Consider the following 17,562-nt stretch of genomic DNA (forward strand, 5'->3'; position numbering starts at 1 on the left):
GAAAATAGAAGCAATCGTATCTTTCAGTATCTTAGAAGACTTGTACAAATAATATGAAACGGTTTATATTTTGGAGCACGGTACTCCTCGCTTTGTCCGGCACAATGATGGGAATGGCACAGGAAAACAACGTATTTCCATTCACAACTGATGTGATAGCCGTATACAAAAAAGATAATATGTATTATGTCGTAAAAGAATGCGAGACTTTGAATATTCTTTCTAAGTATTTCAAAGAAAACAAAAAATGGGCGAAAAAAATCCTTAAAAAAGTAACTCGAAATAAAAACGGATTGGTAGATATATTCGAACTAATCAATGTGATAGATCAGCCAGCATACATAACTTATTATTATGGAACCGAAGTATTATCAGCCTACGATGAATCATGTACAGACTATGACCCAACGGTAAAAAAACACTTTTTAAGCATCGAATTGCCTAAAAAATTGTTTACATACGAGAATGTATGGAAACTGTACGAATATATTATGTCCCGTATTAACATTTCTGAGAATTTACCTTATTCAATACGGCTCGAAGATGCCGAAATCCGGAAAGTCCTGAATGCGCCCCTGGAATAACTTCCAAGCCAAGCGATAACAGACAGCCTGTTATCGCTTGGCTTTTATACCATGACACCGGATCGGAACACCGCCGGCCCCGACTTCATACAAGAAATTGTCCGGACGGTCCGCATAAAGGAATGAAGGGGGCTGAACGATCATTCATGGATTTCGATCAACGAACGGATAAATATATCGAGATACACCGTTATATTGTCCATTGTAATAATATTCTGAGGCGACATCCTCCCAATATTTATTATTCAATCGAATCATCTTTATAATATAATGTGTAAGTGCGCTATCTCGAAAAACGCAGTCGTTGTATTGCAGGTGGGAATATCCGTCCAAGAATAACGTATCAAGCTTTTGGTCAGAATGTAACATTACAGCTATGGAAGTGTCAACTTCTTGATAATCAAATGAAATAGAATCCCGGGTTGCATGTTCTATCTGATCATAAATAAACTTCAAACTATCGAAATTCGTTATTGTAAGCTTATTTAATTTCAAACTATCTTTTAGGAAAACTCGACCTGGAGTATCAACGAATTTCAGAATGCCCCAAGGAGTTTGATTCGGGTTATAATATATAGTAGCTTTTTTTAGCGGATTGTTGGATTCCATACAAGCACTACATATTATTACTGTCAAAAATAAAAGTCGTCTCATATTGCTCTATCAATAACCTACATAACACAAACCGTGGCCGTCGTCACTGGACATCAAATACTTCCGACCGTTCGAAAGATAAGAAAAATTTGCCAGCAATCTGCCGTCTCGCGTAACTTTTTCTATCAGATTCAGTCGATTATACGTCATATCGAGTCCGTTTGCCCCGTCATGGACCAGATTCCTGTTCGTATCATAGGCATACGGATAAGCCGTCCCGGAATCGGAAAGCGACACGAGACGGTTCCCCGCATAGGTGTATGCGAAATCGGTCGTCACCGCATCACCCTGCGATCGTTGCAGGGTCAGTATATTGCCGTTCCGGTCGTAGGTCAGCGACCGTTCCACGAACCGGTCGGTACGTTCCCCGGCCTGATATTGCCTCGTATCCGTCAGACGGGAGAGGCCGTCATAGGCGAAAGCATAGGTGTTTTCCTCTCCACCGGCATGCCGCCACGTCCATTCGGCGATATTGCCCGTGTGATTGCATGAATGAATTGCTGAAAGGCACTGAGAGCTGTCAGGTAGTTCCGCCGAATATCCGGGGAATCATTGTGTTGGATTGTTCTCTTCGAAATTTGTAAAAGTCCAAACGGAAGTTGCCTTCGCCCTGCAATTTCAGCTTGGGATAACGGACAAGCTCGTCAATAGTCATGCCGTTGATTTTATAGCCTGACTTTCGGGTGATTCTTCGGCATTCATGACAGAGATCTTCACGAAGATCGACATGCTCATCATCCGTGATCTGAAGATCCGGGGAGAGATTTTCTTCCTCGACGTAAAGGGGAGTGTTTATTTTCGGGGTCTGGTAATTATGCGTAATCCGTAATTTCGTATTGTACGTTCCATCCTTCCGTAAATGATTCCTGAAGGCACAACCTTGAAAGCTGCCATTGGTTAATTCTTTTTGGCTCAAAAACAATCATTTTTCTGCCTTTTTGTGAGGATATACCAACCCGAGAAGATCGGAATGCACCAAAAAAACATATAGCGATCTGTGAGAATCGCTATATGTTAAGATAGATAGGAATTCGAGCGGAAAACGGGATTCGAACCCGCGACCCTCAGCTTGGGAAGCTGATGCTCTACCGACTGAGCTATTTCCGCAATTCGGAGTACAAAGTTACTCCGCTTTTTTGATTTTGCAAATCCCGGAGACGAAAAAACGTGCGCTACCCCACGATTTTTTCCAGCGACGCGAGGTTCCGGGGATTCTTCAGCGTTTTGCCTTCGGGTGTGTAGAGATAGGCTATCCGGTCGCCGAAGTGTTTCTCGACCTTGCCGCGGACCACTTTCATCGTACTGTTCACCAGCCCGTTCTGCTCCGTGAAGGCTTCGTCCACGATCGCCAGTCCCGCCGGCAGCCACCGCTCGGGGAACTCCCCGGCGTAGATGCCTCCCGCGCGGTAGCGGTCGATTTCCGCCCCGAGAATTTCCGCTGCGGCAGCGGCCCGGTCTCCCGGCGCCACGCCGCGGTTGTCCAGCTCGCGCCGCAGCGCTTCGCGGTTCGGCACCACGACGGCTCCCGTAAACGGGCTCTGGTTGTTGTGTATCAGAATCTGGTCGATGTAGGGCGATTTGTCCACGATCGCCTCCTCCATTCCCTCGGGGCTGTATTTCTCGCCGTCCGACGAGATCAGCAGGCTCTTGAAACGTCCCAGCACGTAGAGGAAGTCGTCCTCCGAGACATAGCCCATGTCGCCCGTGTGCAGCCAACCGTCGCGCACCGTGTCGGCCGTGGCTTCGGGATTCTTCCAGTACCCGGCCATGACGTTTTCGCCGCGGACGACGATTTCGCCCCGCTGTCCGCGGGGCAGTTCGCGTCCCTGTTCGTCCACGATCTTCAGGTCGAGCGGAATCAGTATCTTGCCCGACGATCCGAACCGATGCCAGTGGTGTTTGGGCGAGTTGGTCGAAATCACGGGTGTCGCCTCCGACAGGCCGTATCCCTGGAACATGGGGATGCCGATGGCGTAGAAGAAGCGTTGCAGTTCCGTGTCGAGCAGCGCGCCGCCGCCGACGAAAAATTCGAGGCAGCCGCCGAACGCCGCGCGGACCTTGCGGAACAGCAGGGCGTCGAACAGCCCCACTGCGGGAGCCAGTGCGATCCGCCAGCCGCGCCCCCGGCCGTATCCGTCCTGATTGTAGATATAGGCCGTGCGGAGCGCCAGCCGGAACAGCCGTTCGGTGAAGGGGCCTTTCGCGCGGATCGAACTCTCGATGTTCTTCCGGAAGTTCTTGGCCAGCGCCGGGACCGACAGCAGAAAGTGCGGCTGCACCTCGCGGATGTTCTGCGGGATGTTCTTGAGCGTCTCCATCGGTGTCGCGCCGATTTGCACCGTGGCCACCGAAGCGCCGCAGGCGATCATGATGTAGAACCCTACCACGTGGGCGAAGCAGTGGTCCAGCGGCAGGATGATGAGCGTGCGGTAGTGCGGCGGAATGTCGATGCGCGAGAGCGACTGTTCGACGTTGGCCGTATAGTTGCGGTGCGTCAGCACGACGCCTTTCGGGTCGGCCGTCGTGCCCGACGTGTAGGTGATCGTGGCGTAGTCGTCGTTGCGGATCGCCTGTCCGCGCCGCATGAATTCCTCGCGGTTCTTCGCCAGGTAATCGCGGCCCAGCCGCTTGAGTGTCCCGAAGGCCGTCTCGCCCGCCTCGAGCGGGAGGTGTCCGAAGACGACGATGTGCTCGACTCCGGGCAGTTCCTGCCGGATGCGCCGGATTTTGGGCAGTTGGTATTTCGAAACGAACAGCGCCCGGACCTCGGCGTGCCGCAGGCGGAAGAGCAGGTCGTTCGACTCCTCGAGCTTCACCGAGAGCGGCACGCTGACCGCTCCGGCGTAGAAGAGCCCCAGCTCGGAGATGATCCAGGCATTGCTGCCTTCGGCCAGAATGGCCACCTTGTCCTGCGGGCGGATGCCGAGCGAGGCCAGTCCCGCCCCGACCTCGATCGCCTGCTCGCGGGTTTCGGCGTAGGTCGTCGGTTCGAATTTGCGGTGACGCTTCTCGAGCAGGAAGGTCTTGGCTCCGTACTTCGCGACGGAGTCTTCGAACAGGTCGATGATGGTCTTCTTCATGTCTTATTTCTGTGGTAGTATGTTGGGGCCGGTCCGGAGAGCGGGCGCGTCCGTCAGTCCATCTTCAGTACGGCGAGGAAGGCCGACTGCGGCACTTCGACGTTGCCGATCTGGCGCATGCGCTTCTTGCCCTTCTTCTGCTTTTCGAGCAGCTTGCGCTTGCGCGATATGTCGCCTCCGTAACATTTGGCCGTCACGTCCTTGCGCACGGCCTTCACCGTCTCGCGGGCGATGATCTTGGCCCCCACGGCGGCCTGTATGGCGATGTCGAACTGCTGGCGCGGGATCAGCTCCTTGAGCTTCTCGCACATTTTGCGGCCGAAATCGTAGGCGTGGTCCGTGTAGGTGAGCGACGAGAGGGCGTCCACCGGCTCGCCGTTGAGCAGGATGTCCAGTTTGACGAGTTTCGAGAGCTGGAACCCCGTGCGGTGATAGTCGAACGAGGCGTAGCCTTTCGAGATGCTCTTGAGTTTGTCGTAGAAGTCGAAGACGATCTCCGAGAGAGGCATGTCGAAATTCACTTCCACGCGGTCCTGCGTGATGAATGTCTGGTTCTTCATCACCCCGCGCTTGTCGATGCAGAGCTTGATGACGTTGCCCAGAAACTCCGACTTGGTGATGATCTGCGCCAGGATGTAGGGTTCCTCGATCTTGGCGATCTTCGTCACCTCGGGCAGTCCCGAGGGGTTGTGGACCTCCACCGTGTCGCCCTGCGTGGTGGTCACGCGGTACGAGACGTTCGGCACGGTGGTGATCACGTCCATGTCGAATTCGCGGTACAACCGCTCCTGGATGATCTCCATGTGCAGCAGCCCGAGGAATCCGCAGCGGAATCCGAATCCGAGGGCCAGCGAGCTTTCGGGTTCGAACGTCAGCGAGGCGTCGTTGAGCTGCAACTTCTCGAGCGAGGCGCGCAGGTCCTCGTACTGGTCGGCTTCCACGGGGTAGATGCCGGCGAAGACCATCGGCTTCACGTCCTCGAAGCCGGCGATGGCCTCCCGCGAGGGGTTGGCCACCGAGGTGATCGTGTCGCCCACCTTCACGTCCGACGAAGTCTTGATGCCCGAGCAGATATACCCCACGTCTCCGGCCCTGATCTCCTGCCGGGGCTGCATCTTGAGTTTCAGCACGCCGATTTCGTCGGCGTCGTATTCGCTGCCCGTGTTGAAGAACTTCACGTGGTCGCCCTTGCGCAGCGTGCCGTTGAAGACGCGGTAATAGGCGATGATGCCGCGGAAGGGGTTGAACACCGAGTCGAAGATGAGCGCCTGTAACGGGGCGTTTTCGTCGCCTTTCGGGGCGGGGATGCGCGCGACGATGGCTTCGAGCACCTCCTCGACACCCTGCCCCGTCTTGCCCGAGGCCAGGAGAATGTCCTCGTCCTTGCAGCCGATCAGGTCGATCACCTGATCCTTCACCTCGTCGATCATCGCCGAATCCATGTCGATCTTGTTCAGCACGGGGACGATCTCCAGATCGTGCCCGACGGCCAGGTAGAGGTTCGAAATAGTCTGGGCCTGAATGCCCTGCGTGGCGTCCACCACCAGCAGCGCCCCTTCGCACGAGGCGATGGCGCGCGAGACCTCGTACGAGAAATCGACGTGTCCCGGGGTGTCGATCAGGTTGAGCGTGTACGTCTGCCCGTCGCGGGCCGTGTACTCCATCTGGATCGCGTGGCTCTTGATCGTGATGCCCTTTTCGCGTTCGAGGTCCATGTCGTCCAGCACCTGCGACTGCATTTCTCGCTGATTCAGTGTGTTGGTCTTTTCCAGCAGCCGGTCCGCGAGGGTCGATTTGCCGTGGTCGATATGGGCTATGATGCAAAAGTTCCGAATGTTTTTCATGGATTCCGCGTAAAAAATACGGGCAAATATACGAAATATATTTGAATTTCCGGCCTTCGTGCGGCGTCCTCCCGCCTTCCGGTCCGGGAAAGGAAGTCGTCTGGCGTGGGGGCGTCGGTTCCGGCGGGGATATTCCCTCTCCGCCGCGATTCCTGGTTCCGGAATTTGCCTTTTCCGGCTGAAAAATCTATCTTTGCGGCTTTACAAGGTTAAGGTTAAGTCAGTCAATTATGTTAAGCAGGCACATCGCATCCAAGCTCCGGGGCTTCGAGACCCCGTTCTATCTCTACGACACGGCGCTGCTGCGCCAGACCCTCGAAAGCGTCGTTTACGAATCGAACAAATACGGCTACAAGGTCCACTACGCCATCAAGGCCAATTACGACGATCACCTGCTGGCGATCATCCGCGAGTACGGGCTGGGCATCGACTGCGCTTCGGGCAACGAGTTGCGCAAGGCCGTCGAGGCGGGTTTCGATCCCCGGGGAATCGTTTACGCCGGCGTGGGCAAGCGTGACAAGGAGCTGCGCTACGCCATCTCGCAGGGTATTCTGGCGATCAACTGCGAGTCGATCGAGGAGCTGGAGGTTGTGGATGCGCTCTCGGCGGAGGCGGGCGCCGTGACCGACGTCGCACTGCGTATCAACCCGGACATCGACCCCCGCACGAACCACTGCATCGACACGGGACAGGCCGACAGCAAGTTCGGCATTTCGTACGAGGAGGTGCTCGAGCACGCCGCGCGGATCAAGTCCCTGACCCATGTGAACGTCGTCGGCGTCCATCTCCACATCGGTTCGCAGATCCGCGAACTGCATGTCTTCGAGAACATGTGCCGCAAGGTCAATGTGATCGTCCGCAACCTCGAGGGACTGGGTTTCTCGTTCCGCTTCGTGGACGTGGGCGGCGGCCTGGGCGTCAACTACGACGTACCGGAGAACGAGCCGATCCCCAACTTCGCTTCGCTGTTCTCCATCGTCCACAATCATCTCGACATCGGCGGCAAGGAGGTGCACTTCGAGTTCGGCCGTTCGATCGTGGCCGAATGCGGCGAGCTCATCACGCGCGTGCTGTTCAACAAGACCACCGCTACGGGGCGCAAACTGGCCATCGTGGACGCCTCGATGACCGAGCTGATCCGTCCGGCGCTCTACGGTTCGTACCATAACATCGAGAATATCACCTCCGAAGAGGAGACCTCGGACAAATACACCGTCGTCGGCACGGCCTGCGAATCGACGGACGTCTTCGACGAGAACGTGAGCCTGCGCAGAACGCGCCGCGGCGACCTGCTCTCGATCAAGTCGGCCGGAGCCTACGGCATGTCGATGGCTTCGCGCTACAACCTCCACGACCTGCCCGGCGCCGTTTACAGCGACGAGTTGTAGGCCATGTGGCTTTCGCTCGCCTTTCTGTCGGCCGCTCTGCTGGGGCTTTACGACGTCGCCAAGAAGAAGTCGCTCTCCGGCAACGCCGTGCTGCCGGTGCTGCTGCTCAACACGCTCTTCTCGTCGCTGCTGTTTCTGCCGGCGATTCTCTCCGCGGAGCTCGGTCTCGGATGGTTCGATTCGACGCCGCTGGCTGCCTCGCGGGGTACGGCCGAAGCTCATGCGCTGGTCGCGGTGAAGTCCGTCATTGTCCTCACTTCGTGGATTTTCGGATACTTCGGTATGAAGCATCTGCCCCTTACGATCGTGGGGCCGGTCAATGCCACGCGCCCGGTGTTGGTGCTCGTCGGTGCGCTGGCCGTCTTCGGCGAGCGGCTCAACGGGTTCCAGTGGATCGGCGTGGCGCTGGCGCTGACGTCGCTCGTGCTCCTGAGTCGCTCGGGCCGCCGTGAAGGGGTCGATTTCCGGCACAACGTCTGGATTCTCTGCCTCGCGGCGGCGGCCGTGACGGGAGCTGCCAGCGGCCTGTACGACAAATACATCATGACGCGGCTCGATCCGGCCTTCGTGCAGAGCTGGTACAATCTCTATCAGTTGGGCATGATGGCCGTCGTCACGGCGCTGCTCTGGCTGCCGCGCCGCGCGGCTTCGCCTTTCCGCTGGAGCTGGGCCATTCCGCTGATTTCGGTCTTTCTCTCGGCTGCCGATTTCGCCTATTTCTGCGCCCTGCGCGAGCCGGACGCGATGATCTCGGTCGTCTCGATGGTCCGCCGCGGGTCGGTCGTCGTGTCGTTTCTCTGCGGAGCGCTGCTCTTCGGCGAGAGGAACCTGCGCGCGAAGGCCGTCGATCTGGGCTTCGTCCTTCTCGGCATGCTCTTCCTCTGGCTGGGGTCGCGGTAGCGAAAAAAGCCCCGCCGCGGCGCGTATTTTGCCGGAAAATGCCTATCTTTGTTCGATTTTAGCTAATTCACAAATTCAACGATATGAACATTTCGTACAATTGGCTCAAACGCTATCTTCCGACCGAGCTTCCGGCCGGGGAGATCGCCCGGATCCTGACCGACATCGGGCTGGAGGTCGAGGGCTTCGAGAAGATCGAGACCGTCCGCGGCGGCCTGCAGGGGGTCGTCGTGGCCGAGGTGCTGACCTGCACGGACCATCCCGATTCGGACCACCTGCACCTGACGACGGTGGACGTCGGCTCCGGAGAGCCGCTGCAGATCGTCTGCGGGGCGCCGAACTGCCGTGCCGGGCTGAAGGTGCTCTGCGCCACGGTGGGCGCGGTACTCTATCCCGGCGGCGGGGAGGAGGAGTTCAAAATCAAGCGGTCGAAGATCCGCGGCGTCGAGTCGCTCGGCATGCTCTGCGCCGAGGACGAGCTGGGTATCGGCACGGCGCACGACGGCATCATGGAGCTGCCTTCCGACGCTCCGGTGGGCATGGCCGCCCGGGAATACCTGCATATCGAGGACGACTACCTGATTCAGATCGGACTGACGCCCAACCGCGTGGATGCGGCGTCGCATATCGGCGTGGCGCGCGACCTGGCGGCCTACCTCCGCAGCCGCGGCGAGCGGATCGAGGTGCAGTGGCCCGACGTCTCGGCCTTCGCTCCGGACAACCGCGACCTGCCGGTGAAGATCCGTGTCGAGAACACGGAGGCCGCGCCCCGCTATGCGGGCGTGACGGTCACGGGCTGCAAGATCGGCCCTTCGCCCGAGTGGATGCAGAACTGCCTGCGCGCCGCGGGCATCCATCCCAAGAACAACCTGGTGGACATCACCAATTTCGTGCTTTTCGAGCTGGGCCAGCCCCTGCACGCCTTCGACGCCGCGAAGATCGAGGGCCGCGAGGTCGTCGTCCGCACCTGCGCCGACGGCACGCCCTTCGTGACGCTCGACGGCGTGGAACGCAAACTCACGTCGCAGGACCTGATGATTTGTTCGGCCGAGCGCCCCATGTGCATCGCGGGCGTCTTCGGCGGGCTGGATTCGGGCATCGGCGACGGGACGACCGATGTCTTCATCGAGAGCGCCTATTTCAATCCCGTGTGGGTGCGCAAGACGGCCAAGCGCTTCGGGCTGAACACCGACTCCTCGTTCCGCTTCGAGCGCGGCGCGGATCCCAACCTGCAGGTCTATGCCGCCAAGCGCGCCGCGCTGCTGATGAAGGAACTGGCCGGCGGCACGATTTCGAGCGACGTCACGGACATCTACCCCGCCCCGATCGGCGATTTCGTCTTCGACGTCTCGCTGCGGCGGATCAACGCCCTGATCGGCAAGGAGATTCCCGAGGAGACGCTGCGGCGGATCATCGGCGCGCTCGAGGTGAAGATACTCGCCGAGAAGGGCGACGGGGAACTGACCGTGGCCGTGCCGCCCTACCGCGTGGACGTGCGGCGCGAGGCCGACCTGGTGGAGGAGATTCTCCGAATCTACGGCTACAACAACGTCGAGTTGCCCGCGCACGTGCGTTCGACGCTCTCCTACGCTCCCCGTCCCGATAGGAACCGCCTGATGAATCTCGCGGCGGATTTCCTTTCGGCCAACGGCTTCACGGAGATCATGTCCAACTCGCTCACGAAGGGCGCCTACTACGAGGGGCTGACCTCCTGCCCCGCGGAGCGCTGCGTGCGCATCCTCAATCCGTTGAGCGCCGATCTGAACGTCATGCGGCAGACGCTGTTGTTCAACATGCTGGAGGCCGTGGCGCTGAACGTCAATCGCAAGAACGGCGACCTGAAACTCTATGAATTCGGCAACTGCTACTTCTACGACGAGGCGAAGCGCTCCGAAGCCGACCGGCTGGCGCCCTACTCCGAGGAGTACCGGCTGGCGATCGCCGTGATGGGGGTCTCCACGCCGCATTCGTGGAACACGAAACCCGGGAAGGCGTCGTTCTTCACCCTGCGCGCCGTGGCCGAGAAACTCCTGCGCCGCTTCGGCATCGACATCTATGCGCTGGAGACGGAGACGCTCGAAAGCGATCTCTTCTCCGAAGGGCTGACGATGGCGCTCAACGGCCGGGAGCTGCTCCGGATCGGCTCGGTGGCCCCGGCTATTCGCCGCCGGACGGACCTCAAGCAGGAGGTTTACTTTCTGGAGATGAATTTCGACGTCCTCGTGCGTTCGACCCGGAAACACCGCATCGTCGCCGCGGAGCTGTCGAAGTTCCCCGAGGTGAAGCGCGATCTGGCGCTGCTGATCGACAAACGGGTGACCTTCTCGGAGCTGCGTGACGCGGCCTTCGCCGCCGAACGCAAACTGCTGCGGAGCGTCTCGCTTTTTGATGTCTATGAGGGCGACAAGCTCCCCGAGGGCAAGAAGTCCTATGCGCTGAGTTTCGTGCTGGAGGACAAGACCCGCACGCTGGACGAGAAGACCATCGAGCGTGTCATGGGGAACCTCGTCCGGCAGTTCGAACAGCGCTGCGGTGCGCAGGTCCGGGCCTGACGCCGCGTGGCGGAAACGAAAAAGGCAGCGGCCGGGTGATCCGGCCGCTGCCTTTTCGTTATGTGCGAATCTTCCTCCCGGGTGCGGGGTTACAGCACCGGCTTGATCTCCGGGGGCATCACCACGACGATCGGCGTGCCGTTGCCGTCCGAGGTACAGACCAGCCGCACGGCCTTCACGGACCGTTCGGGGTGCAGCAGGATGGCGCCTTCGTCGAGCTCCCCGGCGCGTTCGAACGTCCGGCCGTCGTACGACACCTCGGCATACCCGGTCACGAACTGCATCTTCGTCAGGTGCGAATAACCCGTGCGGAGCAGCATCTCGCGGCAGGAAACCGGTTCGTCGAAGGTATAGAGCACCCAATCCCCCTTGCGTCCGGTGCGGCTCGTGTAGGCGTAGCCTTTGTAGGTGTCCACGTTCGAATAGGGGAACTTCGCACTCTCGCGGATCGAGGAGGTGAGCGTCACGGCGGGCCGGATCGTGCGGTAGCGGGAATCGTGGGCCGCATAGGGGCTGCGTCCCGTCCCCCGCTCCGAGCGGAAACGGTAGCGGTGCGGCTCGGAGGTCTGCACCGGGGCCGTGTAGTCGGACTCCTCGTCCGGACGGTCGTCGCGCACGAAGCGGATGCGCGAGCCGTCGTCGGTCGCCGCCGTCAGCATCCCGTCGGCGTAGCGTACCTGCGGCGGAGTCAGACGGAAGCGGATGCCCATGGCTGTCATGCGGGGGTAGTGTTCCTCGCACAGTTCCTTATAGTATGCGTCCCACCCCTCGTCGTTGCCGCTCCAGGCGATCCGTGCCAGCGCGCAGACCCGCGGGAAGAGCATGTAGTCGAGGTAGTCGGGCTTCTCCGGCTCGTGCGCCACGTAGAGCTCGCTGAAAAAAGCCCCCTGCAAACCCTCGACGCGGCGCATCTGCGCGGCGGAGAATCCGGCTTCGGCGAAGTCGAACGAATAGACCTTCCGGGCGTCGAAGATCGCCGCCCACTGGTGGCCCGGCTCGTTCGGCGACTGCCGCATGTCGAAATAGAAATACTCGCCCGGCATCACGACGGTCCGGTAGCCTTTGGCCGTGGCATCGAGGCACGCCTTCGTGCTCTCCCAACCGTTCACGCGGCAGTCGTGCGAAAAGGCGCCCGTGCGCACGGCTTCGTTCCAGACGGCGGGCCGCTTGCCGTGCTCGCGCAGGATATCCGCGAGCCGCTCCAGAAAGAGGTCCTCCAGCCGGTGCGGGTCGTCCGTTCCCATCCGGGCCATGAGCGCCCGGCAGTCCGGGCAGCGCTTCCACTGCGACATGTCCACCTCGTCGCCGCCGATATGGATGTATTCCGACGGGAAGAGTCCGCAGATTTCGCCCAGAATATCCCCGAGCAGCTCGTAGTTCTCCTCGCGCGCCACGCACCAGGCGTTGCGGTAGTCGTATCCGGCGGTGGCTGCCGTGTCGGCGGCGTAGGCGCAGCGGATTTCGGGATGCACCGTCCCGACCGTGCGGCTGTGCCCCGGGAGGTCGATCTCGGGGATCACCTCGATGTTGCGGACGGCGGCATAGCGGACGATGTCGCGCATCTCCTCCTGCGTGTAGTAGCCGCCGTAACGTTCGAACCATTTGCCGTAGATGGCCTTCACGGGCGAATCGCCGCCGCGGAATCCGCCGACCTCGGCCAGTTCGGGGTGGGAACGGATCTCGATGCGCCATCCTTCGTCGTCCGTGAGATGAAGATGCAGTTTGTTGATATTGTGGTATGAAAGCAGGTCTATATAACGCTTTACCGCATCCGCATCCATCCACGTCCGGGCCACGTCGAGCATCATTCCGCGGAATGCGAAGCGCGGGGCGTCCTGCGTTTCCGCACAGGCGATCACGGTCCCTTCAGGCAGGCCGCGCTTCCCGTAGATTGCGGGCGGCAGCAGCCGGAAGAGCGCCTGCACGCCGTTGAAGGCCCCGCCGTAGTCGCCGCTGCGGACGACGATGTGGTCGGGGGCGATTTCGAGACGGTATCCTTCGGCCGGGATGTCGCCGGAGGCGTCGAGCACGAGCGCCACGGTGCCGTCGCCCGAGTGGTCCTGCCGCACCGGGCAGCGGAGGTATTCCGCGGCGTAATCCGCTATCGGACGCAAGGCCTCGTCGGCCGTGAGCGTCGTGCGGGAATCGAACGGGAAGACCCCTTCGCGGAAGGTCGTGCGCCCCGGGCCGGGCTGTGCGGAGACGGAAACGGCGCAAAGCAGCGCCAGCGCCAGAGAGAGTCGTTTCATCGGCAGGTAGAATTTTTGTACGACGCAAAGATATGTTTTTTCGGCCGATTTGTTATCTTTGCCTTGCTAAATCGAATCGGATTCATGGAAGACAAACGTTTGGAAGCCACGGCACGCCTGCTGGAGGTGATGAACACGCTCCGCCGCGAATGTCCGTGGGACCGGGAGCAGACTTTCGACTCGCTGCGCAGCAACACGATCGAGGAGACCTACGAACTGGCCGATGCCATCACGGCGCACAATATGGAGGGAATCAAGGAGGAGCTGGGCGACCTGCTGCTGCATGTGGTTTTCTATTCGAAGCTGGGCGAGGAACAGGGCGCGTTCGATTTCGGTGATGTGGCCAATGCCTTGTGCGACAAGCTGATCTATCGCCATCCGCACGTTTACGGCGACATCCACGCCAATACGCCCGACGAGGTGAAGGAGAACTGGGAGGCGCTCAAGCTGCGCAAGAAGAACCGCAAGAGCGGCACGCTCGGCGGCGTCCCCCGCTCGCTTCCGGCGCTGGTGAAGGCGTTCCGCGTGGGCGAGAAGGCCGCCGGGGCAGGGTTCGACTGGCAGCGCAAAGAGGATGTCTGGGCGAAGGTGAAGGAGGAGATCGCCGAGGTCGAGGCGGAGATGTGCGCGGGCCGCAGGGAGGAGCTCGAAGGAGAGTTCGGGGACCTGTTCTTCGCCCTCGTGAATGCCGCACGGCTCTACGGCGTGGATCCCGAATCGGCGCTGGCACGCACGAACGAGAAATTCATCCGTCGCTTCAATTATATGGAGGAACAGGCTGCCGCACAGGGAAGTTCGCTGCACGACCTCTTGCTCGACCAGATGGAGGTTCTGTGGCAGGAAGCCAAAAAAGAAGAATAAAAAACGCGAAGAGTATGCACCTGTCGCGGACGGAATTGAAACGCTCGCTGTCGTATGCCCTGGCGTGCCTGTTGCTGGCAGCCTGCGGCGGCGCAGGGGTGCAGCATTCTGCCGCACCACCGGATCCGGAACTGCTGCCCGAAGGTGCGGTCGCATTCCGTTACCACCGGGGACACCTCTATTTCGATGCGACGGTCTGCGATTCGATCCCGGCGCGTCTGGTCTTCGATACGGGTGCGACGGGGCTCTATGTCGATTCGCTGTGGCTCGCGCGCTCCGGCGTTGCGCCCGGGCGTGCAGCCCGGGGTATGATCGGCGGTACGGGAGTCTCGGTCGCGTCGATGCGCATACTGCTGGAGAAACTCGCATTCGCCATCGACACATTGCGCCGGGAGAGTGAGATGACGCCTGTCCTTGCCCTGAAGGAGGTGCTGGGACGCCAGTCCGACGGTATTCTCGGGCAGCGTTTTCTGGCGCAGTCGTGCGTGGAGTTCAATCTCCGGCGCGGTTACATGCGGGCCGTGTCGCCCGATACGCTCGCCGCTGCCGGCTTCGCCTGCGTGGCGGTGGAAAAACGCGATGACCGCATTTACCTTCCCGCCTGCGTGCGGTTTGATGCCGGGCATGCGCCCGAGGGGCTGCGTCCGGGCGACGTGGTCGTGGAATGGGACGGCGAGCCGGTCGGCGGGATGCGGATCGACAGTGCCGTGACGGCCCCCGGACGCCACCGCATGGCGGCGCTGCGAGGCGGTGTACGTACGGAATATACATTTGAAACCAAAGAGATATAATTATGGCATTGATCAGAGAAGTGCGGGGACATACCCCCGTGATCGGAGAAAATACGTTTCTGGCCGAGACGGCCGTGATCCTGGGCAACGTGACGATCGGGCGCGACTGTTCGATCTGGTACAACGCCGTCCTGCGGGGCGACGTGAACAAGATCGTCATCGGCGACCGCACGAACATTCAGGACGGCGCGGTGCTCCACACCATCTACGACAAGGCGAAGCATCCGTCGCAGACGATCATCGGCAACGACGTCTCGGTGGGCCACAACGCCGTGGTGCACGGCGCGCGCATCGGCGACAACTGTCTGATCGGCATGGGCGCCATCCTGCTCGACAACGCCGTCATCCCGTCGGGCTGCATCATCGCCGCCGGGGCGCTGGTACTCTCCAATGCACAACTGGAACCCGACTCGCTTTACGCGGGCGTTCCGGCCAAGCGGATCCGGGCGGTGACCCCCGAGCAGCGCGAGGAGATCGTGCTCCGCACGGCACGCGACTACATGCACTATGCCTCGTGGTTCCGGGACGGAGCGACCGAAGGCGAACCGGAGAAGTAACCCCTTCCCATGCGGCTGCAATCCCGATATTCCGACGTCGTGCTGAACCTGCTGGTCGCCGTGGCGATCAGCCTGGTGGTCAATTTCTCGTACCTGCTCCTGCTGCTCGTCGAGCAGAGCAGCGAGGCGCCGCCGCGTTCCGCCGGCGAGCAGATCGCCGAACGGCGCGACGCGGGTACGCTTTTCGTGCATCCCGACGGATACGGGTATCTGATCTACGCCAACGGCGACAGCGTCTATACCCCCTCGCGGCGTATGCGCTGGCTGGGGCTCGAGGCGGGCGACCGGATCGTGGCCGATCTGATGCCGCCCCGCAACGCCGGAGGACATCCCGTGCTGGAGCGGGTGCGGACGCTCAACGATGCGGAATATGATTACAGCGCCCTCTACAACCGCACTTCGCGGTGGACGGAGCTGCTGCTGCAACTGGTCTTCTACCTCATCATGTCGTTCGTGATGCTCTCGATCCTCACCTCGTCGCGCCGGAACTATTCGATGGCACGTTACGTGCGCCGCTGCCTGTGGTGCATCGCCGCGGCCGTTGGGCTATACTGCGTGGCTCCCGTCACGGAATGGCATTCCGGGCGGATCGTGATGAACTTCATGGGCGGCCGCATGTTCGACTACATGCTGCTGCTCAAATGTTCGTTCGCCGTGGTCGTCTCGCTGCTGTACAGCCGCATCTACGTGCTCATCTCGCAGCGGCAGGCCGTCGTCGTGGAGAACGAGCGGCTCAAGAACGAGAATCTCACCACGCGCTACAATCTGCTCGTCGGGCAGATCAACCCCCATTTCTTCTTCAACTCGCTCAACTCGCTGGCGATGCTCGTGCGCGAGCGGCAGGACGACAAGGCGCTCGTTTACATCGACCAGCTCTCCTACACGTTCCGCTACATCATCCAGAACGGCCAGAGCACGCTCATGACGCTCGGCGAGGAACTCAAATTCGCCGAGGCGTACAGTTATCTGTTCAAGATCCGCTATGCCGACAAACTCTTCTTCGACATCGCGGTCGATGCGCGCTACTTCGACTGGCGGCTGCCGGCGCTCTCGCTCCAGCCGCTGATCGGCAATGCCGTCAAACACAACACCATCACGCGCAGCAATCCGCTCCATGTCTCGATCCGCGTGGAGAACGGCATACTGGAGGTCTCGAATCCCCGGCGTCCCAAGCTCGAACCCGAGCCCTCGACCGGTATCGGACTGGAGAACCTGCGCAACCGCTGGCAGCTCATCACGGGGCGTGACATCGCCATTCTCTCGACGGAGGAACGGTTCACCGTGCGGCTGCCGCTGCTCAATCCCGACAAGCCATGATGAAGGCGCTGCTTATCGAAGACGAGACCGCCGCCGCGCGGAACCTCGCCGCCGTGCTGCGGGAGGTGGCCCCCGGCGTGCAGATCGTGGCGACGCTCGAAAGCGTCGCCGAGAGCATCGAATGGCTGCGTTCCAATCCCCAGCCCGACCTGCTGTTCATGGACATCCACCTGGCGGACGGCGATTCCTTCCGCATCTTCGGCGCCGTGGAGGTCACCGCTCCGGTCATCTTCACCACGGCCTACGACCGCTATGCGCTCGAGGCGTTCAAGGTCAGCAGCATCGACTACCTGCTCAAACCGATCAATGCCGACGACGTGCGGCGTGCGCTGGAGAAGCTGCGGAGGCTCACCTCGGGCGAACGGCTCGACTACGGCTCCCGCGTGCGGAGTCTCGCCGCGCAGCGGCAGGAAGAGGTCTTTCTGGTCCGCGTGCGCGACCGGATCATTCCCCTACAGCGCGACCGGATCGCCTACTGCTACACTTCGAACGAGAAGGTCACGGCCTGCGATTTCGACGGGGAGACCTACCCGCTCGACAAGACCCTCGAAGCGTTGCAGGCCTTGCTTCCCGAGCGCGATTTCTTCCGCGCCAACCGGCAGTTCATCGTGGCGCGCCGCGCCGTGAAGGAGATAGCCGTGTGGTTCGGCAGCCGTCTGACGCTCTATCTTACGGTCGATACCCCCGAGCGGATCGTCATTTCCAAAGCCCGCGTTCCCGAATTCAAGACCTGGCTGCGGGCGGTTCACCCTGCCGAATAGGCGGTTCGGCCCGTCCTTTTGCCG

The 17,562-nt window shown here is 60.3% G+C and carries 15 protein-coding genes and 1 tRNA gene; 9 read left to right on the plus strand and 7 right to left on the minus strand.

What is annotated here, in order from left to right; translation table 11 throughout:
- Nucleotides 1-53: 53 nt before the first annotated feature.
- Entirely contained in the window at nucleotides 54-584 is a 531-nt protein-coding gene (locus KB554_RS00005) for a hypothetical protein (RefSeq protein ID WP_211034533.1), read from the plus strand.
- A gap of 144 nt (nucleotides 585-728) precedes the next feature.
- Here the strand turns inward: KB554_RS00005 and KB554_RS00010 are convergent, their stop codons facing one another.
- From KB554_RS00010 to lepA, 6 genes are all read right to left on the minus strand, one after another.
- A complete protein-coding gene (locus tag KB554_RS00010) occupies nucleotides 729-1,193 on the minus strand; it encodes a hypothetical protein (RefSeq protein ID WP_211034534.1) in 465 nt (154 codons plus the stop codon).
- Between the two features lie 54 nt (nucleotides 1,194-1,247).
- On the minus strand, nucleotides 1,248-1,586 hold the full coding sequence (locus KB554_RS00015) for a hypothetical protein (protein ID WP_211034535.1): 339 nt from the start codon (nucleotides 1,584-1,586) through the stop codon (nucleotides 1,248-1,250).
- 172 nt (nucleotides 1,587-1,758) lie between these two features.
- Entirely contained in the window at nucleotides 1,759-2,154 is a 396-nt protein-coding gene (locus KB554_RS00020) for a hypothetical protein (RefSeq protein WP_211034536.1), read from the minus strand.
- 118 nt (nucleotides 2,155-2,272) lie between these two features.
- Nucleotides 2,273-2,345: transfer RNA gene (locus KB554_RS00025), tRNA-Gly, on the minus strand.
- A gap of 65 nt (nucleotides 2,346-2,410) precedes the next feature.
- Nucleotides 2,411-4,318: an AMP-binding protein gene (locus KB554_RS00030; protein ID WP_211034537.1), complete on the minus strand. Its 1,908-nt coding sequence runs from the start codon at nucleotides 4,316-4,318 to the stop codon at nucleotides 2,411-2,413.
- Between the two features lie 53 nt (nucleotides 4,319-4,371).
- Nucleotides 4,372-6,162: a translation elongation factor 4 gene (lepA, locus tag KB554_RS00035; protein ID WP_211034538.1), complete on the minus strand. Its 1,791-nt coding sequence runs from the start codon at nucleotides 6,160-6,162 to the stop codon at nucleotides 4,372-4,374.
- Nucleotides 6,163-6,392: 230 nt separating this feature from the next.
- Here lepA and lysA point away from each other — a divergent pair, with 230 nt between their 5' ends.
- The 3 genes from lysA to pheT all read left to right on the plus strand — a co-directional run bounded on the left by lysA (nucleotide 6,393) and on the right by pheT (nucleotide 11,002).
- The gene (gene lysA, locus KB554_RS00040) at nucleotides 6,393-7,550 is read left to right on the plus strand and encodes a diaminopimelate decarboxylase (protein ID WP_141429775.1); all 1,158 of its coding nucleotides are present in this window, start codon (nucleotides 6,393-6,395) and stop codon (nucleotides 7,548-7,550) included.
- A 3-nt stretch (nucleotides 7,551-7,553) separates the two neighbouring features.
- Nucleotides 7,554-8,450, plus strand: a complete 897-nt coding sequence (locus KB554_RS00045) for a DMT family transporter (RefSeq protein ID WP_141429774.1) — start codon at nucleotides 7,554-7,556, stop codon at nucleotides 8,448-8,450.
- A gap of 83 nt (nucleotides 8,451-8,533) precedes the next feature.
- Entirely contained in the window at nucleotides 8,534-11,002 is a 2,469-nt protein-coding gene (gene pheT, locus KB554_RS00050; RefSeq protein ID WP_211034539.1) for a phenylalanine--tRNA ligase subunit beta, read from the plus strand.
- Between the two features lie 89 nt (nucleotides 11,003-11,091).
- Here the strand turns inward: pheT and KB554_RS00055 are convergent, their stop codons facing one another.
- Nucleotides 11,092-13,251: a beta-N-acetylhexosaminidase gene (locus KB554_RS00055; protein WP_211034540.1), complete on the minus strand. Its 2,160-nt coding sequence runs from the start codon at nucleotides 13,249-13,251 to the stop codon at nucleotides 11,092-11,094.
- Nucleotides 13,252-13,335: 84 nt separating this feature from the next.
- On the opposite strand from KB554_RS00055, the gene mazG reads away from it, so the two are divergent.
- From mazG to KB554_RS00080, 5 genes are read left to right on the plus strand one after another with little or no spacing between them, the layout of a single operon-like run.
- Complete coding sequence (gene mazG, locus KB554_RS00060; RefSeq protein ID WP_211034541.1) at nucleotides 13,336-14,112, plus strand: nucleoside triphosphate pyrophosphohydrolase; 777 nt, start codon at nucleotides 13,336-13,338, stop codon at nucleotides 14,110-14,112.
- 14 nt (nucleotides 14,113-14,126) lie between these two features.
- Nucleotides 14,127-14,903: an aspartyl protease family protein gene (locus KB554_RS00065; protein WP_211034542.1), complete on the plus strand. Its 777-nt coding sequence runs from the start codon at nucleotides 14,127-14,129 to the stop codon at nucleotides 14,901-14,903.
- A gap of 2 nt (nucleotides 14,904-14,905) precedes the next feature.
- Nucleotides 14,906-15,460: a gamma carbonic anhydrase family protein gene (locus tag KB554_RS00070; protein WP_211034543.1), complete on the plus strand. Its 555-nt coding sequence runs from the start codon at nucleotides 14,906-14,908 to the stop codon at nucleotides 15,458-15,460.
- Nucleotides 15,461-15,469: 9 nt separating this feature from the next.
- The gene (locus tag KB554_RS00075; RefSeq protein ID WP_211034544.1) at nucleotides 15,470-16,777 is read left to right on the plus strand and encodes a histidine kinase; all 1,308 of its coding nucleotides are present in this window, start codon (nucleotides 15,470-15,472) and stop codon (nucleotides 16,775-16,777) included.
- Nucleotides 16,777-17,538, plus strand: coding sequence for a LytTR family DNA-binding domain-containing protein (locus KB554_RS00080; RefSeq protein ID WP_211034937.1), 762 nt, complete (start codon nucleotides 16,777-16,779; stop codon nucleotides 17,536-17,538). The genes KB554_RS00075 and KB554_RS00080 overlap by 1 nt, the downstream gene beginning before the upstream one ends.
- Nucleotides 17,539-17,562 lie beyond the last annotated feature (24 nt).

The organism is Alistipes sp. Marseille-P2263, from assembly GCF_018101075.1.
Lineage (GTDB): Bacteria > Bacteroidota > Bacteroidia > Bacteroidales > Rikenellaceae > Alistipes > Alistipes dispar.

What these genes read in the sequence shown, in the direction of transcription:
- KB554_RS00005 (WP_211034533.1), top strand. Translation starts at nt 54, where the DNA reads ATGAAACGGTTTATATTTTGGAGCACGGTACTCCTCGCTTTGTCCGGC.
- KB554_RS00010 (WP_211034534.1), bottom strand. Translation starts at nt 1,193, where the DNA reads ATGGAATCCAACAATCCGCTAAAAAAAGCTACTATATATTATAACCCG.
- KB554_RS00030 (WP_211034537.1), bottom strand. Translation starts at nt 4,318, where the DNA reads ATGAAGAAGACCATCATCGACCTGTTCGAAGACTCCGTCGCGAAGTAC.
- lepA (WP_211034538.1), bottom strand. Translation starts at nt 6,162, where the DNA reads ATGAAAAACATTCGGAACTTTTGCATCATAGCCCATATCGACCACGGC.
- lysA (WP_141429775.1), top strand. Translation starts at nt 6,393, where the DNA reads ATGTTAAGCAGGCACATCGCATCCAAGCTCCGGGGCTTCGAGACCCCG.
- KB554_RS00045 (WP_141429774.1), top strand. Translation starts at nt 7,554, where the DNA reads ATGTGGCTTTCGCTCGCCTTTCTGTCGGCCGCTCTGCTGGGGCTTTAC.
- pheT (WP_211034539.1), top strand. Translation starts at nt 8,534, where the DNA reads ATGAACATTTCGTACAATTGGCTCAAACGCTATCTTCCGACCGAGCTT.
- KB554_RS00055 (WP_211034540.1), bottom strand. Translation starts at nt 13,251, where the DNA reads ATGAAACGACTCTCTCTGGCGCTGGCGCTGCTTTGCGCCGTTTCCGTC.
- mazG (WP_211034541.1), top strand. Translation starts at nt 13,336, where the DNA reads ATGGAAGACAAACGTTTGGAAGCCACGGCACGCCTGCTGGAGGTGATG.
- KB554_RS00065 (WP_211034542.1), top strand. Translation starts at nt 14,127, where the DNA reads ATGCACCTGTCGCGGACGGAATTGAAACGCTCGCTGTCGTATGCCCTG.
- KB554_RS00070 (WP_211034543.1), top strand. Translation starts at nt 14,906, where the DNA reads ATGGCATTGATCAGAGAAGTGCGGGGACATACCCCCGTGATCGGAGAA.
- KB554_RS00075 (WP_211034544.1), top strand. Translation starts at nt 15,470, where the DNA reads ATGCGGCTGCAATCCCGATATTCCGACGTCGTGCTGAACCTGCTGGTC.
- KB554_RS00080 (WP_211034937.1), top strand. Translation starts at nt 16,777, where the DNA reads ATGAAGGCGCTGCTTATCGAAGACGAGACCGCCGCCGCGCGGAACCTC.